General features: G+C 73.6%; 17 protein-coding genes and 1 pseudogene. 14 read left to right on the top strand and 4 right to left on the bottom strand.

The annotated features are described in order from the left end of the window. Nucleotides 1-1,215 carry a sensor histidine kinase gene (locus IEZ10_RS01920; RefSeq protein ID WP_189244677.1) on the top strand — a complete coding sequence of 405 codons (1,215 nt, stop codon included), beginning with the start codon at nucleotides 1-3 and terminating at the stop codon, nucleotides 1,213-1,215. A 129-nt stretch (nucleotides 1,216-1,344) separates the two neighbouring features. Next, nucleotides 1,345-2,034: a response regulator gene (locus IEZ10_RS01915; RefSeq protein ID WP_179818659.1), complete on the top strand. Its 690-nt coding sequence runs from the start codon at nucleotides 1,345-1,347 to the stop codon at nucleotides 2,032-2,034. Here the strand turns inward: IEZ10_RS01915 and IEZ10_RS01910 are convergent. The 3 genes from IEZ10_RS01910 to IEZ10_RS01900 form a co-directional block, all read right to left on the bottom strand. Further along, a complete protein-coding gene (locus IEZ10_RS01910) occupies nucleotides 1,974-2,678 on the bottom strand; it encodes a hypothetical protein (RefSeq protein WP_189244676.1) in 705 nt (234 codons plus the stop codon). The genes IEZ10_RS01915 and IEZ10_RS01910 overlap by 61 nt on opposite strands. 337 nt (nucleotides 2,679-3,015) lie before the next feature. Next, nucleotides 3,016-3,696: a TetR/AcrR family transcriptional regulator gene (locus IEZ10_RS01905; RefSeq protein WP_189244675.1), complete on the bottom strand. Its 681-nt coding sequence runs from the start codon at nucleotides 3,694-3,696 to the stop codon at nucleotides 3,016-3,018. 148 nt (nucleotides 3,697-3,844) lie between these two features. Then, complete coding sequence (locus tag IEZ10_RS01900) at nucleotides 3,845-4,690, bottom strand: class I SAM-dependent methyltransferase (RefSeq protein ID WP_189244674.1); 846 nt, start codon at nucleotides 4,688-4,690, stop codon at nucleotides 3,845-3,847. Between the two features lie 228 nt (nucleotides 4,691-4,918). Between IEZ10_RS01900 and IEZ10_RS01895 the strand changes: the two genes are divergently transcribed. The 3 genes from IEZ10_RS01895 to IEZ10_RS01885 all read left to right on the top strand — a co-directional run bounded on the left by IEZ10_RS01895 (nucleotide 4,919) and on the right by IEZ10_RS01885 (nucleotide 7,396). Next, nucleotides 4,919-5,872: an inorganic phosphate transporter gene (locus IEZ10_RS01895; protein ID WP_229810844.1), complete on the top strand. Its 954-nt coding sequence runs from the start codon at nucleotides 4,919-4,921 to the stop codon at nucleotides 5,870-5,872. Then, entirely contained in the window at nucleotides 5,869-6,504 is a 636-nt protein-coding gene (locus IEZ10_RS01890) for a DUF47 domain-containing protein (RefSeq protein ID WP_229810843.1), read from the top strand. The genes IEZ10_RS01895 and IEZ10_RS01890 overlap by 4 nt, the downstream gene beginning before the upstream one ends. Nucleotides 6,505-6,688: 184 nt before the next feature. After that, the gene (locus tag IEZ10_RS01885; RefSeq protein WP_189244672.1) at nucleotides 6,689-7,396 is read left to right on the top strand and encodes a hypothetical protein; all 708 of its coding nucleotides are present in this window, start codon (nucleotides 6,689-6,691) and stop codon (nucleotides 7,394-7,396) included. Nucleotides 7,397-7,438: 42 nt separating this feature from the next. Here the strand turns inward: IEZ10_RS01885 and IEZ10_RS01880 are convergent. Further along, nucleotides 7,439-8,631, bottom strand: a pseudogene (locus tag IEZ10_RS01880) (RNA-guided endonuclease InsQ/TnpB family protein); the annotation flags it as partial. A 149-nt stretch (nucleotides 8,632-8,780) separates the two neighbouring features. Between IEZ10_RS01880 and IEZ10_RS01875 the strand changes: the two are divergent. The 9 genes from IEZ10_RS01875 to IEZ10_RS01835 all read left to right on the top strand — a co-directional run bounded on the left by IEZ10_RS01875 (nucleotide 8,781) and on the right by IEZ10_RS01835 (nucleotide 17,039). After that, complete coding sequence (locus IEZ10_RS01875; RefSeq protein WP_189244670.1) at nucleotides 8,781-9,731, top strand: aminoglycoside phosphotransferase family protein; 951 nt, start codon at nucleotides 8,781-8,783, stop codon at nucleotides 9,729-9,731. 125 nt (nucleotides 9,732-9,856) lie between these two features. Continuing rightward, nucleotides 9,857-10,516 carry a rhomboid family intramembrane serine protease gene (locus IEZ10_RS01870; protein ID WP_189244669.1) on the top strand — a complete coding sequence of 220 codons (660 nt, stop codon included), beginning with the start codon at nucleotides 9,857-9,859 and terminating at the stop codon, nucleotides 10,514-10,516. A gap of 149 nt (nucleotides 10,517-10,665) precedes the next feature. After that, nucleotides 10,666-11,178 (top strand): AAA family ATPase, encoded by a 513-nt coding sequence (locus tag IEZ10_RS01865; protein ID WP_189244668.1) that lies wholly within the window; start codon nucleotides 10,666-10,668, stop codon nucleotides 11,176-11,178. A 28-nt stretch (nucleotides 11,179-11,206) separates the two neighbouring features. Next, nucleotides 11,207-11,725, top strand: a complete 519-nt coding sequence (locus tag IEZ10_RS01860) for a hypothetical protein (protein WP_189244667.1) — start codon at nucleotides 11,207-11,209, stop codon at nucleotides 11,723-11,725. 54 nt (nucleotides 11,726-11,779) lie between these two features. Beyond that, nucleotides 11,780-11,881, top strand: a complete 102-nt coding sequence (locus IEZ10_RS40370; protein WP_189245055.1) for a DUF397 domain-containing protein — start codon at nucleotides 11,780-11,782, stop codon at nucleotides 11,879-11,881. Nucleotides 11,882-12,327: 446 nt separating this feature from the next. Continuing rightward, the gene (locus IEZ10_RS01850) at nucleotides 12,328-12,663 is read left to right on the top strand and encodes a YciI family protein (RefSeq protein ID WP_189244666.1); all 336 of its coding nucleotides are present in this window, start codon (nucleotides 12,328-12,330) and stop codon (nucleotides 12,661-12,663) included. Nucleotides 12,664-12,667: 4 nt separating this feature from the next. Beyond that, nucleotides 12,668-14,071, top strand: coding sequence for an RNA polymerase sigma factor (locus IEZ10_RS01845; RefSeq protein ID WP_229810842.1), 1,404 nt, complete (start codon nucleotides 12,668-12,670; stop codon nucleotides 14,069-14,071). A 257-nt stretch (nucleotides 14,072-14,328) separates the two neighbouring features. Then, entirely contained in the window at nucleotides 14,329-16,401 is a 2,073-nt protein-coding gene (locus IEZ10_RS01840) for a DUF6421 family protein (RefSeq protein ID WP_189244665.1), read from the top strand. Further along, entirely contained in the window at nucleotides 16,398-17,039 is a 642-nt protein-coding gene (locus tag IEZ10_RS01835; RefSeq protein ID WP_189244664.1) for an SDR family oxidoreductase, read from the top strand. The genes IEZ10_RS01840 and IEZ10_RS01835 overlap by 4 nt, the downstream gene beginning before the upstream one ends. Nucleotides 17,040-17,104 lie beyond the last annotated feature (65 nt).

Below are 17,104 nucleotides of genomic sequence, written 5' to 3'. Positions count from 1 at the left end.
ATGGCGGTTCCCCTCCCCCTTCCCCGGCTCCTCCGTACGGCTCCGCTCGTCCGGCGCCTCCGCACGGTGCCCACCCCCGACCTGTTGATCGGCTGCGCGGTCATCGCCCTGGGCACGCTGGAGGCGTTCACCGTGGCGGCCGACTACGGCGCCGCCGAGACCCCCGAGCTGTGGTGGATCGGCCAGGCCCTCGTCACGGGCCTGCTGATCTGGTTCCGGCGCAGGGTGCCCGTCGCCGTCTTCATCCTGATGATCCTCGCCCAGTACGTCTGGCACCGGCAGGGCTACGAGGCGTGCCAGACCTGGCAGCTCGCCTCCCTGCTGATCGTCTTCCACACGGTCGGCGCCGAGCTGAACCTCAAGCGGAGCCTCGCCTGGGCCGCGGCCGGGATCCTGGTCTTCGACTCCGGCGCGGTCGACCACCGCTGGCTCCCCTTCGACGAGGTCATCTTCCTGACGGTCGTCTTCGGCGCCGCCTACCTCACCGGCCTGGCCGTGCACGCCTACGCCGCGCGGGCCCGCCGCCTGGCCGAGCACGCCGAGCGTGTGGAACGTGACAGGGAACGCAGGGCCGCCGAGGCGGTCGCCGAGGAGCGGACCCGCATCGCCCGCGAACTGCACGACGTGGTCGCGCACAGCGTCAGCATGATGGTCATGCAGGCCGGGGTGCTGCGCCGTACCGGCTCCGGGGACGGCGAGGCGCTGCTCGGCATCGAGCGGATGGGCCGCGAGGCGGTCGAGGAGCTGCGCGTCATGCTCGGCGCGCTGCGCATGCCGCTGGACGAGGCCATCCCGCAGCCGGGCCTGGACATGCTCGCCGGCATGGTCGGCACGCTCGCCTCCTCGGGCCTGCGCGTCGCCCTCGACGTGACGGGCGAGCCGGTACGGCTCGCTCCGGGCCTGGACCTGTCGGCCTACCGCATCGCGCAGGAGGCCCTCACCAACGCCGTCAAGCACGCCGGCGAGTCCGACATCCGGATCACGCTCTCCTACCTCCCCGACCGCCTGGAGATCGAGGTGGTGGACGGCGGCGGCACCGCCGCGCCGGAGCTGTCGGCCGGCCTGTCGACCGGCAACGGCCTGATCGGCATGCGGGAGCGCGCCGAGCTGTTCGGCGGCGGCTTCGAGGCGGGCCCGCGCCCCGGGGGCGGGTTCCGGGTCCACGCGTCCCTGCCGACCAGGCAGGAGGTGCTCGCCGGTGGACGGGCCCGATAGACCGGGCGGACCGGGCGGACCGGGCGGGCTGGGCGGACCGGGTGGGCTGGTGCGTGAGCCGGCCCGCGGGCCGGGCGGGAAGACCAGACGATCCCTGCGGGCCGCGGCGCGGCCGGATGAGGAGCGGAGATGAACAGCGGACAGGGAACGGACACCGGCGTCGTCCGCATCGTGATCGCCGACGACCAGGCGATGGTGCGCGCGGGGCTGCGGCTCGTCGTGGAGAGCGAGCCGGGCATGGAGGTGGTGGGCGAGGCGTCCGACGGCGTGGAGGCCGTCGCGGTGGCCCGCCGTACCCGGCCGGACGTCGTGCTGATGGACATCTCCATGCCGCGCATGGACGGCCTCGCCGCGGCCGGGCAGATCCTCGGCTGGCCCGACCCGCCGAAGGTCGTCATGCTCACCACCTTCGATACCGACGAGAACCTCTACGCGGCACTGCGCGCGGGCACCAGCGGCTTCCTGCTCAAGGTGTCGCCGCCCGAGCAGCTCGTGGAGGCCGTCCGCGTCGTCGTGGGCGGTGACGCGCTGCTCGACCCGGCCGTCACCACCCGCGTCATCGCCTCCTTCGCCGGCCGCCACGAGCCCGCGCCGCCGCCGCACCTCGCCGAGCTCACCCCCCGGGAGCTGGAGGTCCTGCGCCTGCTGGCCCGTGGCCTGACCAACGCCGAGATCGCCCGCGAGCTCTTCGTCGGAGAGGCCACGGTCAAGACCCACGTGGCCCGGGTGCTGATGAAGCTCCACCTGCGTGACCGGGCTCAGGCGGTGGTGTTCGCGTACGAGTCGGGGGTCGTACGGCCCGGCGCCGCGGTCGGGTAGTACGAGACCCACTCCTCGCGGCTCATCCGGAGCATCTTCACGCCGAGCGAGCCGAGCGCGACCACCGGGGCCGCCCACAGCACCACGGTGACGGGACCGTACTCGACGAGCATGGAAGTGACGTATCCGATCCCCGCGACGAGCGGGACCCACCAGTGCGCGAACCCGGCCCGCCAGACGCCGGCCAGCAGGACCGGCAGGCCGAAGACGGCGAGGAAGATCCAGGGCATCTGGAAGCCGAAGACGAAGCCGGGGAGGTCCATCATCTCGTTCATGATGCGCTGGGCCTCCTCGGGGCTGTAGTGGCGGCCCAGCCACCACTCCACCGGGTCGCTGAGCAGCAGGCCCGAGAGGTTGACGAAGCCGAGGGCGACCAGCGGGCCCATGATGTGCCCGAAGACCGCGGCGCGGCGGCGCATCACGTGCATCAGGGCGAGGGCGGCCAGGCCGAGCAGCAGGTAGGCCCAGTGGTACAGCACCGACTGGACCTGGGCCAGCGCGGGGTCGTCGCCGTAGCTGACGGCCTCCCGGCTGTCGCCCCAGGTGCCGGGGTCGATGACGACGGCGATCGCCTGCAGGAGGGGGGCGACGATCAGCAGCGTGCCGGAGGCGACGCGCCGGAACGTGGCGGAGTCCTTGAACATGGGGTTTCCTTGCGGGTCCGCGGGGCGTCTCCCGCCCCGCGTCCGCGGGGCGTTTCCGCGCCCCTGATGCCTGTGCGGGGCTCGCGGCCCTTCCCGGGCCGCCTGCGACGGCCCTTCTTCCGGAGCCGCCGCGGTCACGGTCCCTCTTCCGGGCCGCCCACGGCGGTCCCTCTTCCGGGCCGCCCGCGACGGTCCCTCTTTTCCGGACCGTCCGACAGGAAGGTAGGCCGCGGCCCCGCCCCGGGTCGTCCGCCTCCCGACTGATCCGCCGTCCCCCGCGCGGGCTAACGCCCCCGCTCTCCCGGCGCCGCCCGCACGCGGCGGCCGGGAGCGGCCGTCACCGGCTTCGCGAACCCGGGGAACCGGTCCCTCGGGAGGCGGGGCGCGGGGCGATGCCGCGCATGAGGGTGGTGACGACGCCCTCGGCGAAGTCCGGCTCCGCCTCGGCCGGAGCCGGGCCGGAGCCGAACAGCAGGCGCGGCAGGACCTGCTCGTGGCAGGCGCCGACGATCAGCATCGCGGTGGCTTCGGCGGAGGCGTCCGGGGACAGGCGGCCGAGGTCCTGCTCGGCGCGCAGGTAGCCGGCCAGGACCGCCTTCAGCCCGTGGCCGTCTCCCAGCGGGTTCGGCATGCTGTCGAACAGCCGCATGACCTCGGGCTGGGAGAACAGGCCCGCGAACGCGGGCAGGAACGCCGCGTGCAGGGCCAGGCCGTACCCGACGCAGGCGCGGAGGTTGGCCTCGACGTCGCCCTCACCCGCCCTGACCGGCAGCCCGCCCAGTGCCCGCTCGACGTTGCGGACGTGGGCGTGCAGGGCGAGCGCGATCAGCTCCTCCTTACCCGCGAAGTGGTTGTAGAGGACGCCGTCGGCGACCTGCGCCTCGCGGGCGATCTCCCGTACGGTGAGCCCGGCCGTGCCGCGCCGGGAGATCAGGCGCTCGGCGGCGGCGACGAGGTGCTCGCGCAGGCTCTGCTCGCCCTCGCCGTCCCGCAGGACGGCCGCTTTTCTCGGTGACATCGCGTCTCATCGTAGTCAGGCGTCCCCGCCCCGGCCGCCCCCGCGGGACCGGGGCGGGAACCGGGGGCGGCCCGGCCGGGTGAGCGGGCCGCGCGGCGTCCGGAGACGGATCGGGCGGACCGGCCGATCGGGCGGGCGGGCCGCGAGATCAGGGACGGACGGCGGTGACCAGCCAGGCGGCACCGCGCAGCCGTACGGCGCCGGCCTGCTCGAAGGGGCGCAGCGCCTCGACGAGCGCCTCGCGGGCGTGGGCGGCGGCGGCCGGATCGACCTGGTCGAGCAGGAAGCGGACCGGGCCCCAGGCGCCGAGGAACGCCCCGGCGTCCTCGGCGTCACGCCCCCAGTGCTGGGGCGCGTCCACGGCCGTCACGTCCACCTTCCCGAACCCGGCGCCGGACAGCACCTCCCGGACACGGCCGGGGTCGGCCAGCGACTCCGGCCCCGGCCCGTCGTGCTCGGCGGCGGCGGGCCGCCGCGGCAGGTGCCGGGCCATCGCCGCGAAGACCTCGCCCAGCTCGTTGTCCTCCATCCTGCGCAGGGAGAGGAACGCGAGCCGCCCGCCGGGGCGCAGCGCGCGGCCGATGTTGGCGAACGCGGCCACGGGGTCGGCGAAGAACATGATCCCGAACCGGCTGACGGCCACGTCGGACCCGGCGCCGGGGAAGGGGTGGACCTGGGCGTCCCCCTGCTCGAAGGTCACGTTGGCCAGGCCCTCGGCGGCGGCACTCGCCCGTGCCCGCGCCAGCATCGGCGCCGACAGGTCCACCCCGGTGGCGTGGCCGAGCGGGGCCCGCCGCGCGGCCAGGCGCGTCACCTGGCCGTTGCCGCACCCGATGTCGAGCACCCGGTCGCCCTCGCCGACGGCCGCCGCGCCGAGCAGGTGGTCGTTGAACCCGCTGTTGACGGCGTCGTAGCGGTCCTGGTTGCCGGCCCAGTGCTCGCCCTCGTAGCCGTTCCACGCCTCGGCCTGGTGGGTGTTGACGACGGATCCCATCGGATCTCCTCTCGGGGCCGCCCCGGGGCGGCCGTACGTGCTTCTCCGTTGTCATGAACGCATGTTCATGAACGCTCGTTCATAATGGGACGCGAAGCGGCCCCTGTCAATCACGGGTGCGGGTGGGGAATCGTCCGGAAACGGAGTCGGGGAACGCCCCGTCGGGCAAGCTTGAAGAGACGGCGCGCCACCCGACGCGGCGCCGCCGCCGGCCGGATGGGGGGACGTGTGCAGCTCGACGCCGTCGTGCTGGGCGCGGTCGCGTGCGTGTTCGCGGTCGTGTCCGGGGCGAACGACGGCGGCGCACTGCTGGCGACCGGCCTCAAACTGCCCAGCGTGCGCCCGGCGGCAGGCATCCTCGCCCTGACGGCGGCGCTCGTGCTCGTGCCGCTGGCCTCCCAGCGGGTGGCGCTGACGTTCGTGACCCGGCTGGGCGGGTTCGGCGGTCCGGGCGGCCGGCAGGCCATGACGATCGCCGTGCTCGCCGCGCTGGTCGTCGTCGCGGTGCTCAGCGGCTCGGGCCGCCCGACCAGCCTCACGCTCGCCGTCGTCGGCGGCCTGGCCGGCGCCGGCATCGGCTGGGGGCTGCCCGTCTCCGGCGGGGCGGTCGCGCTGGTCCTGGCCGTCGCCCTGGCCGCGCCGTTCGTCGGGGCGCTGGCCGCCTGGGTCGTGGCGCGGCTGCTGGGCCTCGCCACCCGGCGCGGTCTGCGCCGCTGGCACCTGGCCGGGTTCGCCCTGCAGTGCGTCGCCTACGCGGCCAACGACGGACAGAAGATGCTCTCCGTCTTCATGATCGCGCTGGGCGTCTCCCGGGCCCCGCTGTCCGTCACGTCCGCCGCGGCCGTCCTGTTCGCCGCCGGGACGCTGTACGGCCTGCCCCGGGCCGGCCGTACGCTCAGCCGGGAGATCATCGTCTCCCGGCCGCTGCACGGCGTCGCCGCCGAGCTGGCCTCCGGCGCCGCGGTGGTCGGCTGCGCCGCGGCGGGGATGCCGGTGAGCATGACACAGGCCATCGCCGGCGCCCTGATCGGAGCGGGCGTCTCCCGGGGCGGCGGCCGGGTCCGCTGGCCCGCCGCGCTCAGGATCGTCGTCGCCTGGGCGCTGACCCTGCCCGCCGGCGGGCTGCTGGCCGGGGTGGCGGCGCTCGCCGTACGGCTGGCGGAGAGAGGGGCCGGGCTGTGAGGCGGCGGCTGCGGCGGATCCGCGACCTGCTGACCGGCCGGATGGACAGCACGCTCGCCGACGCGCTGATCGGCCAGCTGGAGGCCACCAAGAAGGGCGCCTGGCTGGCCCTGTCCATGATCGGGGGAGAGGTCGGCAGGGCCGGCGCGCACGAGCGGATGCGCGCCATCGAGCACCTGGGCGACGAGGAGCGCCGGCGGCTCGTGGCGGAGCTGACCGACGCCGTCGTCACGCCCATCGACCGGGAGGACCTGTACCGGCTGTCGCGCGCCATCGACGACGTGCTCGACTCGCTGCGCGACTTCGTCCGGGAGTCGCACCTGTACCGCGTGCCCGACCAGATCCGCTTCTCGCCGCTGCTCGACCAGGTGATCGTCGGCATCGAGGCGCTGGAGAACGCGGTGACCGGCCTGTCCGCCAGGCCCGCGGCGGTGATCGACGACGCCCTGGAAGCCAAGAAGGCCGGCGGCGCGATCCGCAGGATGTACCAGTACGAGATCTCGCGCATCTTCTCCGGGAAGCTGACCGCCGAGGCGATGAAGGAACGCGAGCTGGTCCGCCGCCTGGAGATCGTCGGCGTCGCCATCGGCAACGCCGCCGACGCCATCGCCGACGGCGCGATGAAACGCTGACCCGGCCGTCCCCCGCCCGCCGGCCCGCCCGGGGGGTTACATCGATCATGACGATACGGCCGGCTCACCGCGGGTGCGGCGGTCACGCCGTCACGGTCGACGACGCGCGCCGGCGGACGCGGCCGATCGCGTCCCCCCGAAGGCCGCCCTTGCGGGGCCGGCGCCGGACGGCCAGACTGCGCGCATGATCTCTCACGGCGGCGGGTGGGCCGGCGAGCAGAGCGGGCGGATCGAGGAGCTGGGCGGGCTGATCCACGCGGGACTGCGCGACGGCGACCTCGACGTGGAACTCGTCGTCGAGCTGGCCTTCCTGATGGAGGAGCGCGGCCGGACCGGTCAGGCCACCCGCGAGGTCGTCGAACGCCCGATCGCCCACCTCACGCCGGACGACGTGGCCCGGCTGGGGCGGCGGCTGCTCGGCGACCTCGGCTTCGGGCCGAGCTTCGTCCTCGACCCGGGCCTGTGGACGGAGCTGGAGCGGGAGCTCGGCGTCGTGGAGCGCGACCTCCGCGCCGCCGGGATCACCGGGGAGCTGCGGCTGGTCGTCCCCGACTGGGACGACAGCGGTGACGCCTGGGTGGAGTTCCGGGGGGCGACCCAGGGCAACGGCATCCGGCCCGGCGGGGGAGGGCTCGCCGGGGTCGCCGACGCCGTGCAGGAGGTCGTCATGGAGATGGCCTGGACGGTCTGGCCCGTCTGCCCCGAGCACGACCGCGGCCTGCACGTCGCCTGGGAACGCGGGCGGGCCGTCTGGCGGTGCACCGCGGGAGGGTCACACGCCGTCGCCCCGGTGGGAGAGCTGGGACACGGCCGCCCGGCCGGCCGGGCCCAAGGGCCGCGTCGCCGGTCGGAGAAACGGATGGAATCCGAGGCCCCGCCTTCGCCAGGATGAGGACTTGACATCCTCCCCCTCGTAAACGAGGGGGATTCCCACGGTCACCCGTGGGGGTTCCTGCTTCACCGCCGGTCGCCCGCCCGAGAGGACTCTCGTTGAGGTCTTACACCGGCTCCACAGGCGTTTCACCTCTCCGCCAGCCCGGCGGCGAGGATGTTGGCCGCGGCGTTGACATCCCGATCGTGGGCCGCGCCGCAGGCACAGGTCCACTCCCGGACATTCAGCGGCGTCTTGTCCCGCACGGTGCCGCACGCCGAGCACAGCTTCGAGGAGGGGAAGAAGCGGTCGATCACGACCAGCTCCCGCCCGTACCAGGCCGCTTTGTATTCCAGCATGGAGCGCATCTGACGCCAGGAGGCGTCGGAGATGGCGCGGGCCAGGCTGTGGTTCTTGACCATGGTGCGCACGGTGAGGTCCTCAATCACGACCGTTTGGTTCTCACGGACGAGACGAGTGGTGAGCTTGTGCAGGAAGTCCCGCCGCCGGTCGGTGATGCGGGCGTGGACGCGGGCGACCTTCAGCTTCGCCCTGGCCCGGTTCGCGCTGCCCGTGGCCTTGCGGGACAACGCGCGCTGTGCTTTGGCCAGCTTGCGCCGGTCGCGGCGTTCGTGGCGCGGGTTGGCGATCTTCTCGCCGGTGGAGAGGGTGAGCAGGTGGTTCAGCCCGGCGTCGATCCCCACGCTCGCCGCGACGGGCGGGAGAGGACTGACCTTCTCCTCCACCAGCAGGGACACGAACCAGCGGCCCGCTGTGTCCTTCGACACGGTGACCGTGGACGGCTCGGCGCCCTCGGGCAGCGGACGCGACCACACGATGTCAAGCGGGGCGTCCATCTTCGCCAGCGTCAGCGCGCCGTCCCGCCAGCGGAACGCGCTGCGGGTGTATTCGGCGCCGGGCCGGGACTTCTTGCGGGACTTGAAGGCCGGGTACTTGGCCCGTTTGGCGAAGAAGTTCGCGAACCCGGCCTGCAAGTGCCGGAGCGCCTGCTGCAACGGAACGCTGGACACCTCGTTGAGGAACGCCAGCTCCTCGGTGCGCTTCCACGCCGTGAGCGCGGCCGAGGACTCCACGTAGGAGACGCGGCGCCCTTGGAGGGTGTAGGCGCGGGTTCGCTCTTCGAGGGCCTTGTTGTAGACCAGGCGGACGCAGCCGAACGTCCGGGCAAGCTCTTCGGCCTGCTCGGGGGTCGGGTGGAAGCGGTACTTGTAGGCCCGCTTCACGGTCTGCGCCATGCCTCACATTTTACCGCAGGATCATCTAAGGATCGTGCGTGTGTTCGAGACGGCGGTTCGCCTGGCGGCGAATCGCCTGCCCCTGCCCTGCTCCGCAGGGGTCCGATTCCTCCCCCGCCTAAAGGCGGGGGTTTCCTCGGAGGTAACTGATGAGCGTTCCTGCCACCGGCGTCCGCCTGCCCTGGCACGCCGTGCCCGAGAAGATCCGCCTGGCCGTCGAGGACCACCTGGGCGCGCCGGTCGCCGAGGCCGTGACCCAGACCGGAGGGTTCTCGCCGGGCGCCGCCGTACGGCTGAGGCTGGTGGACGGGCGGCGCGCGTTCGCCAAGGTCGTCGGCCCGGAGCCGAACCCGCGCAGCGCCGACATCCACCGGCAGGAGATCCGCATCGCCGCGGCGCTCCCCGACGCCGCGCCCGCGCCCAGGCTGCTGGCCTCCTTCGACTCCGACGGCTGGGTGGCGCTGCTGTTCGAGGACGTGGACGGCCACCCGCCCGCCGAGCCGTGGCACGCCGCCGAACTGGAGCGGGTGCTGGACGCCCTGGATCGGCTGGCCGCCGCGCTGACCCCGTCGCCCATCGCGGCGCCCACCCCCGAGGAGCGGTTCGGCGAGGAGTTCCACGGATGGCGGCGTCTGGTCGCGGCCCGCGACGAGGGCGCCGACGACCTGGCCGGGCTGGACCCCTGGGCCGCGCGCCACCTGGACGCGCTGGCGGACCTGGAGGCGGGCTGGCCGGCCGCCTCCAGGGGAGAGACCCTGCTCCACGGCGACATCAGGGCCGACAACCTGCTGCTCACCCCCGGCGAGGTGATGGTCGTCGACTGGCCGTGGGCGTTCGTCGGGGCGCCGTGGCTGGACCTGCTGCTGATGCTGCCCAGTGTCCGGATGCAGGGCGGCCCGCCGTGCGAGGAGGTCTTCGCCGCCCGCCCGGTCGCCCGGGACGCCGACCCGGAGGCGGTGACGGCGGTGCTGGCCGCACTCGCCGGTTTCTTCGTCGGCCACTCCCGGCGGCCCGCCCCGCCGGGCCTCCCCACCCTGCGCGCCTTCCAGGCGGCCCAGGGCCGGACCGCCCTGGAATGGCTCCGCGCCCGCCTGCCGTGACCGCCGGGGGACCCATGCCGGGCCCGGCGGTACGGCGCTGCCGATGTCGGCGAAACGGATCGTCCGGTGGAGCCGATGGCTGAATACTGATCTTCCAGCGATCGGGGCAGCCAGGAAGGAACCGAATGGAGACCGAGGGCCGTACGGCGGAGATCATGGTCGCGGAGGCCCGCAAGGCGTTCTGGGTGATGGTCGGATTCCTGGCCCTCATCTGGGCGCTGCAGGTCGCCAACTGGCTGTCGGGCTACGCGCTGAGCCGTGAGCACGGCGTCCGGGCGTGGCACCCGGAGAGCCTGCCCGACATCGTCTCGGCGCCGTTCCTGCACTTCGGCTGGGACCACATCGAGGGCAACTCCGGGCCGCTGTTCGTCTTCGGCTTCCTGGCCGCCTACCGGGGCGTCAAGAGGTTCCTCGGCGTGACGGGGTTCATCGTCCTGGTCAGCGGCCTCGGCTCCTGGTTCACCTCCAGCCCGGAGAGCGTCGGCGCGGGCGCGAGCGGCGTCGTCTTCGGCTACTTCGGCTACGTCCTCGTGCGCGGCGCGTTCGACCGGCACCTGATCGACATCGTGGTCGGCGTGGTCATGGCCCTGTGCTTCGCCTACCAGTTCGCCGGGCTGCTGCCCCAGGAGGGCGTCGGCTGGCAGGCCCACGTGTTCGGCTTCCTCGCCGGACTGGCGGGCGGCTGGCTGTTCCGCGACCGCCGTCGCCCCCGGTCGGTCCCGGCCGCCCCGCCGCAGGGCCCGAGGTCGGCGCTGCTGAAGGAACTGGACGACCTCGGCCTCTGACGACCGTACGGCGTGGGCCGGCGGCGAGCGGCCGGCGTCCCGGAGACGGTCTCCGGCGGGTTGATCGTGATGATCCCGCCGTGCCGACGGGCACGGCTCTCCACGTGCGCCGGCCGTCCGGCGAATCCAGGAATGACAAGGAGCCGAGGATGTTTCTGATCACTGGTATCCAGGCGGTGGGGAAGTCGACCGTCGCTCAGCTGCTCGCCGAACGGCTGCCGCGCTCGGTGCACGTGCGGGGGGACGCGTTCCGCCGCATGGTGGTCGGCGGGCGGGAGGAGATGACCCCGGAGCCGTCGGAGGAGGCCCTGCGGCAGCTCCGGCTGCGACACCGGCTGACCGTCCAGGTGAGCGAGACCTATGCCGAGGCGGGGTTCACCGTCGTCGCGCAGGACGTCATCCTGGGCGGTTTCCTGGCCGAGACGGTCGGGATGATCAGGATCCGCCCGCTCCGGGTGGTCGTCCTCGCTCCGCGCCCGGAGGCCGTGGCCGCCCGCGAGGCCGGGCGCGGCAAGGACGCCTACGACCTGTGGGCGATCGAGCAGCTGGACCGCGTGCTGCGCGAGGAGACGCCCCGCATCGGCCTGTGGCTCGACACCTCGGGCCAGACCCCCGCCGAGACGGTGGACGCCATCCTCGCCGGTGCCCGCAGCGAACCCTGACCCGTTTTCTCCCCCAATAATGTGGGCCGTGGGAGACATATACGAATTCGTGCTGTCGGTGGACGTCCGCGCTGACATCACCGACGACGAACTCGCCGAGTTGCGGTGGCACATGGGGAAGGGGCCCCGCCCCGAACGGCTGCCGATCGGCACGGGCGACCATCTGGCGACCTGTCCGCTCGGCGATCCCGACGACCCCGGCTGCGAGTGGGAGGACGAGGAACCCGAGCCCGTGTTCGCGCAGCGTGGCGTCGCCGGGAGGGTGGGAGGCGCACTCGTCGCCGAGCTGCTCAGACGGGAGCGGCCGGACGGCTGGTCGCTGACCGTGCGCCAGGAAGTGCATCCCGACGATTTCTACCGGCTCAGGACACTCCTGGAATGGCTCGGCCGCTCCTCGCTCGACGCGCGGACGGCCGGCGTCGAATTCCTCCTCGGGTACATGCGCTTCCACGAAAGCGCGGAGATCACACCACTCGTCCTGCGGGACGGGCGGATCGGCGTGCCGGAGGCCATCACGTCGCACACCTCGCACTGGCAGGGCGACTGAAGGCCCCGACACGGCACGGCCTCATCGGCGGACGGGTGCCCCTGCTTCTTCCGTATCGAAGGGCGGAACAAGGAAAGAGCGGGTCCGGCGTTGGCGTTCACGCCGGGGGAGTGGGCGGCCTTCACCCGCTGGGTCCGCACCGACGACACCGTCTGACCGGTTCATGGCAGGACGGGCCCTCGGTGATCGGTCGTCCAGGGCTCGCCTGCCGCGGTGCCGTACAGAGCGGTCACTTCACGCTGCCGCCGTAGCCACCGGTCGCTGCCCTGCGGGTTGCCGGGGGGCCGATCGGCCGCATGACGCGGACCCCGGCCCCGTTCCTCGTGGTCTGGAAAGATGATCACATGGATGAGTTGATCCCGGTTCTCCGGGTCGAGGACGCCGCGACGTCGTCCCGCTCCCCGGGGTCGCGGCGGTGCGGGTCGGCAAGCCCCCGTCGGGGCCGCCGCCCTGCCGCGCCGTACCGAGTCGCTGCGGGTGACCCCTGGAAGATCGATGGAGCGCGGATTTTTTGGAGTGACGCCGTCCGGAAGCGGGGGGCCGGTTCGTCATCGTGGTGAGCCCCGGCACCGGGGAGCGACAGGAGACACCTGGGAGCGAAGATGAAGTACATGATGTTCGTGTGCAGCGACACCGAGCCCGACACCGACACCGGCGACATGCCCGACATCGAGAAGTGGGTGGCGGAGAACGACTCCCGGGGCCGCCGCCTGGACGGCAGCGTGCTGGGGCCGACGTCCGCGGCCACCACGGTCCGGGTCCGCAACGGGCGGCTGCTGGTCTCCGACGGGCCGTTCGCGGAGACCAAGGAGGTGATCGTGGGCTACGACCTGCTGGATTGCGCGGACCTGGACGAGGCGATCGAGGTGGCCCGCGCCCACCCGATGGCCCGCAACGGACGGCTGGAGCTGCGTCCGCTGGTCGACCTGGACGACTGACGGCGTGACCGGTACGACGCCCGCGGCCACGCCGGCCACGCCGGCCACGGTGCCCGCGACGCCCGCGGCCGCCGTGGCGGGCGCCGTCGCGGCCGCGGGCGCCGACGCCCGCCCGCGGATCGTCGCCGCGCTGATCCGCGTCACCTCCGACTGGACGCTGGCCGAGGACTGCGCCCAGGAGGCGCTGGCGCTCGCCCTGCAGCGGTGGCCGCGGGAGGGCGTGCCGGGCAACCCGGGTGGCTGGCTGATGACGGTGGCCCGCAACCGCGCGATCGACGTGCTGCGCCGCGCGTCGGTCGAGCGCCGCAAGCTGGCCGAGCTGGCGGCGCTCGCCCTCACCGGTCCCGGCCCGGCCGCCGAGGAGCCGCCGGCGGAGGAGGTCGTGGACGACCGGCTGCGGCTGATCTTCACCTGCTGCCATCCCGCGCTCTCCATGGAGGCGCGGGTGGCGCTGACGCTGCGGACGGTCTGCGGGGTGCCGACCGCCGACATCGCGCGGGTCTTCCTGGTCGGCGAGTCGGCCATGACCCGCCGCCTGACCCGGGCCAAGACGAGGATCGCCGACGCCGGGATCCCCTACCGGGTGCCGACCGGCCCGGCGCTCGCCGAGCGGCTCCCCGGCGCCCTGGCCGTGCTGTACCTGCTGTTCACCCACGGCTACAACGCGGACGGCCGGCCCGCGTTCGCCGACGAGGCGATCCGCCTGGCCCGGCTGCTGCGGGAGCTCATGCCCGGCGAGGGCGAGGTGACCGCGCTGCTGGCGCTGTTCCTGTTCCAGCACTCCCGGCGCGACGCCCGCCGCGACGACCGCGGTGACCTGCTGACCCTGGACCGGCAGGACCGGCGCCGCTGGGACCGCGCCGCGATCGCCGAGGGCCTGCGCCTCCTCGCGGAGACGCCGCAGGGCGGTCCGTACGCGCGGCAGGACGATCCGTGCGCGCCGGAGGGCGGCCCGTGCGCGCCGCGGGACGATCCGTACACGTCACAGGACGGCCCGTACGCGCTGCAGGCGCGGATCGCCGCCTGCCACGCCACCGCCGCCTCCGCCGACGCCACCGACTGGCGGGCCATCGCCGCGTGTTACGACCGGCTGGCCCGGATCCAGCCCTCACCGGTGGTCGAGCTGAACCGCGCGGTGGCGCACGGCTACGCGCACGGGCCGGAGGCCGGGCTGGCCCTGCTCGCCCGGGTCCGCGCGGGGGGCGCGCTGGACGGCCATCCCCTCGTCGTCGCGGCCGAGGCGGACCTCACCGCCCGCAGGGGAGGCCGGGACGACCGCGACCGGGCCGCCGCGCTGTTCCGGCGGGCCGCGGCCGCGGCGCACTCCGAACCCGAGCGCCGGGCGCTGCTCGACCGCGCCGACGAGGCGGCGCGCCGTCACCCGGTGGGCGGTACGGCGGACCGCTGACGCCCGGACGGCGGCGCGGCGCGGCGCTCGGGCACACGCGGACACCTCTCTCCTCCACCCGGTCGCGACGCCTCCGGCCGGGGCGGCCCGCCTGTCATCCGGACGGCGGCGCGACCTCTCCGCACCCCCGTCCGGCCGCGGCTTCTCCGGCGGGGCGGCCCGCCTGCCGTCCGAGGGGTGCCGTAAGGGACATACCAAAAATCGGACAGGTTGTGTATATTTTTCGGTGCAAGGACTGATCTAAGGGAGGATTTATCGTGCGAGCGTTCCCGCGGGTGCTCTTCGACGAGGCACACAGCGAGTCATGGACGATCCGCCGGGATGTCGCCGAGACGATGAATCCCGGGCATCCGGACGACAACAGCTACGCCCGCGCCGCCGACGTCCTGCGCCGCCTCGGCCACACCGTGACCGCGCACACCGAGGGGCCGATCACCCCGGCCCTGCTGGCGGGGCAGGACGTCTTCGTGATCGCCCACCCGTCGGCCGACCGTTGGGAGCGCACCACCGGCCTGGGCAGCCCCGTCTTCCCCGTGGAGGAGCTCGACGCGATCGAGGAGCACGTCCGGGGCGGCGGCGGCCTGGTCGTGCTCGCCGAGTGCGAGCAGGAGAAGTACGGCAGCAACCTCACCGACCTGCTCGCCCGCTTCGGCGTCGGCGTCGAGCACCTCACCGTCCAGGACCCGCGCAACGCCCACAACGGCGTGGCCGCCTGGGTCCTCGGCGCACCCGCCGCGACCGAGGGCGAGAACCCGCTGGCCGGCGCCCGCCGCGCCTGCTTCTACCGCGCCGGGGTCCTCACCGCCCCCGAGGACGCGACCGTGCTGTTCTCCACCTCGCCCACCGCCGACCCGGCCGGCCGCCCGCTGGCCGTGGCCGTACGGCACGGCGAGGGCCGCGTCGTCGTGCTCGCCGACTCCGACCTGTTCGGCGACGACTCGATCGGCGACTACGACCACGCCGCGCTGTGGGGCAACCTCGTCACCTGGGCCGCGCGGATCCCCGCCCCCCGGACCGCCGCCACCGGCGAGACGGAGGCGCGGGCCGCCTTCCGCGAGCTGAAGGAGGCCGTCGAGGCGCTGAAGCCGCTGCAGGCCAAGGACGGCTCGGTCGAGCGCGACCACGAGCGGGCGGCGGAGCTGGTCGCCGAGATCGCCGGTCACGTCACCCGGCTCGCGCCCCGCTTCCCGCACGACGAGGCGTACCTCGCCGCGGTCGTCGCCGACCTGAACAGGTGGGCCGAGCAGGGCCTGGGCGTGCCCGACTTCCTGGACTCGCTCAACGCCTTCCACCCCGACACCCAGCGGGTCGACGGCCTGGAGCACCTGGTCGTCTTCCCGATGTACACCCAGAACGGCACGACCTTCCGCTATCTGGAGGCCGTCTGGATCCGCACCGTCTGGCCCGAGTGGCTGGCCGAGCTGGAGCGCACCCGCTACGACAACCCGCTGTTCGTGCCGATCGCCTTCGAGGACTTCACCTCCGGCTACGACACCAACTCCGCGGTGCTGTTCCCGGAGACCGTCGCCGTCCGCGAGACCCCGTCCCGGTTCACCTGGGGCGGCATCTTCTGCGACCGCGAGGCGGCCCGGTTCCGCGCGGTCAGCGGCGCCGCCGCGAGCACGCTGAAGCTGGCGCTGCCGCCGGACGCCGCCCGGCTCATCGCCTCCCAGGAGCTGGCCCAGGACACCTTCGTGCTGTGGGATCTGATCCACGACCGCACCCACAGCCACGGCGACCTGCCGTTCGACCCGTTCATGATCAAGCAGCGCATGCCGTACTGGCTCTACTCCCTGGAGGAGCTGCGCTGCGACCTGACCGCGTACGGCGAGGCCGTGAAGCTGGAGGCCGAGGGCGTGCCGCACGCCCGCTACGTCCAGCTCGCGATCCTGTTCGACCGGCTGTTCCGTTTCCCGATCACCGGTGAGCGGGTCCGCAACTACGACGGCCTGGGCGGGCAGCTCCTCTTCGCCTACCTGCACCGCAACGACATCGTCCGCTGGACCGACAACCGGCTGAGCATCGACTGGACCCGCGTGGCCGGCGGCGTCGCCGACCTGCGCGCCGAGGTGGAGAAGCTCTACCGCGACGGCATCGACCGCTCCAAGCTCGCCCACTGGCTGGCCGCGCACCAGCTCGTCGCGACCTACGTCGAGCCGCACCCGGCCTCGGTCTGGGCGCGCGGGGTGGACGCGCTGCCGGTGGAGGGCTTCCCGAAGGCGGTGGTGGACGCGGTGCTGCCCGACGAGTTCCCCCTGAGCATGTTCTACGAGGCCCTGCGTCGTAAGCTCACCGACGTCATCGACTCCACGAAGGGGATCCGAGCATGATCATCCTCGTTGCGGGCGCGGCGGGCCCCGCGGGCCAGGCGTTCGTCCGCCGCTTCACCGACAAGGGCCACACCGTCATCGGCGTCGACAAGTCCGGCGCCGACGGCACGCTCGCGGTCGACCTGCTCGACCTCGACGCCGTGAAGCGGCTCGCCCGGGACATCGAGGCCGAGCACGGCCGCGTGGACGGCATCGCCCACCTGGTCGGCGGCTGGCGCGGCGGCAAGACCTTCGCCGAGACGAAGCTGGAGGATTGGGACCTGCTGCACGACCTGCTGGTCCGCACCCTCCAGCACGTCACGCTCGCCTTCGAACCGCTGCTCAAGGCGAGCGAGAAGGGCCGGTTCGCCATCGTCTCGGCCACGGGCGCCCAGCGTCCCACCCAGGGCAACGCGGCCTACGCCACCGCCAAGGCCGCCTCCGAGGCGTGGACGCTGGCCTTCGCCGACGCGCTGTCCGGCACGAACGCCACGGCGAATATCCTGGTCGTCAAGGCCCTGGTGAGCGACGCCATGCGCGCCGCGAGCCCGGAGCGGAAGTTCCCCGGCTTCACCGACGTCGCCGACCTCGCCGAGGCGTTCGACGCGCTGTGGGACACCGACGCCAACGGCACCAGGATCGACCTCACCCGCGGATAACTCCCGCGGGGACACCCGCGGGCGGAGCTCCCGCGGGGACGACACCGACGAGCGGCGCCCGGAGA

The sequence above is a fragment of the Streptosporangium pseudovulgare genome, from assembly GCF_014648055.1.
GTDB lineage: Bacteria > Actinomycetota > Actinomycetes > Streptosporangiales > Streptosporangiaceae > Streptosporangium > Streptosporangium pseudovulgare.
Note: the sequence above shows the minus strand (reverse complement) of the source record. Positions and strands in the feature narration are given on the sequence as shown.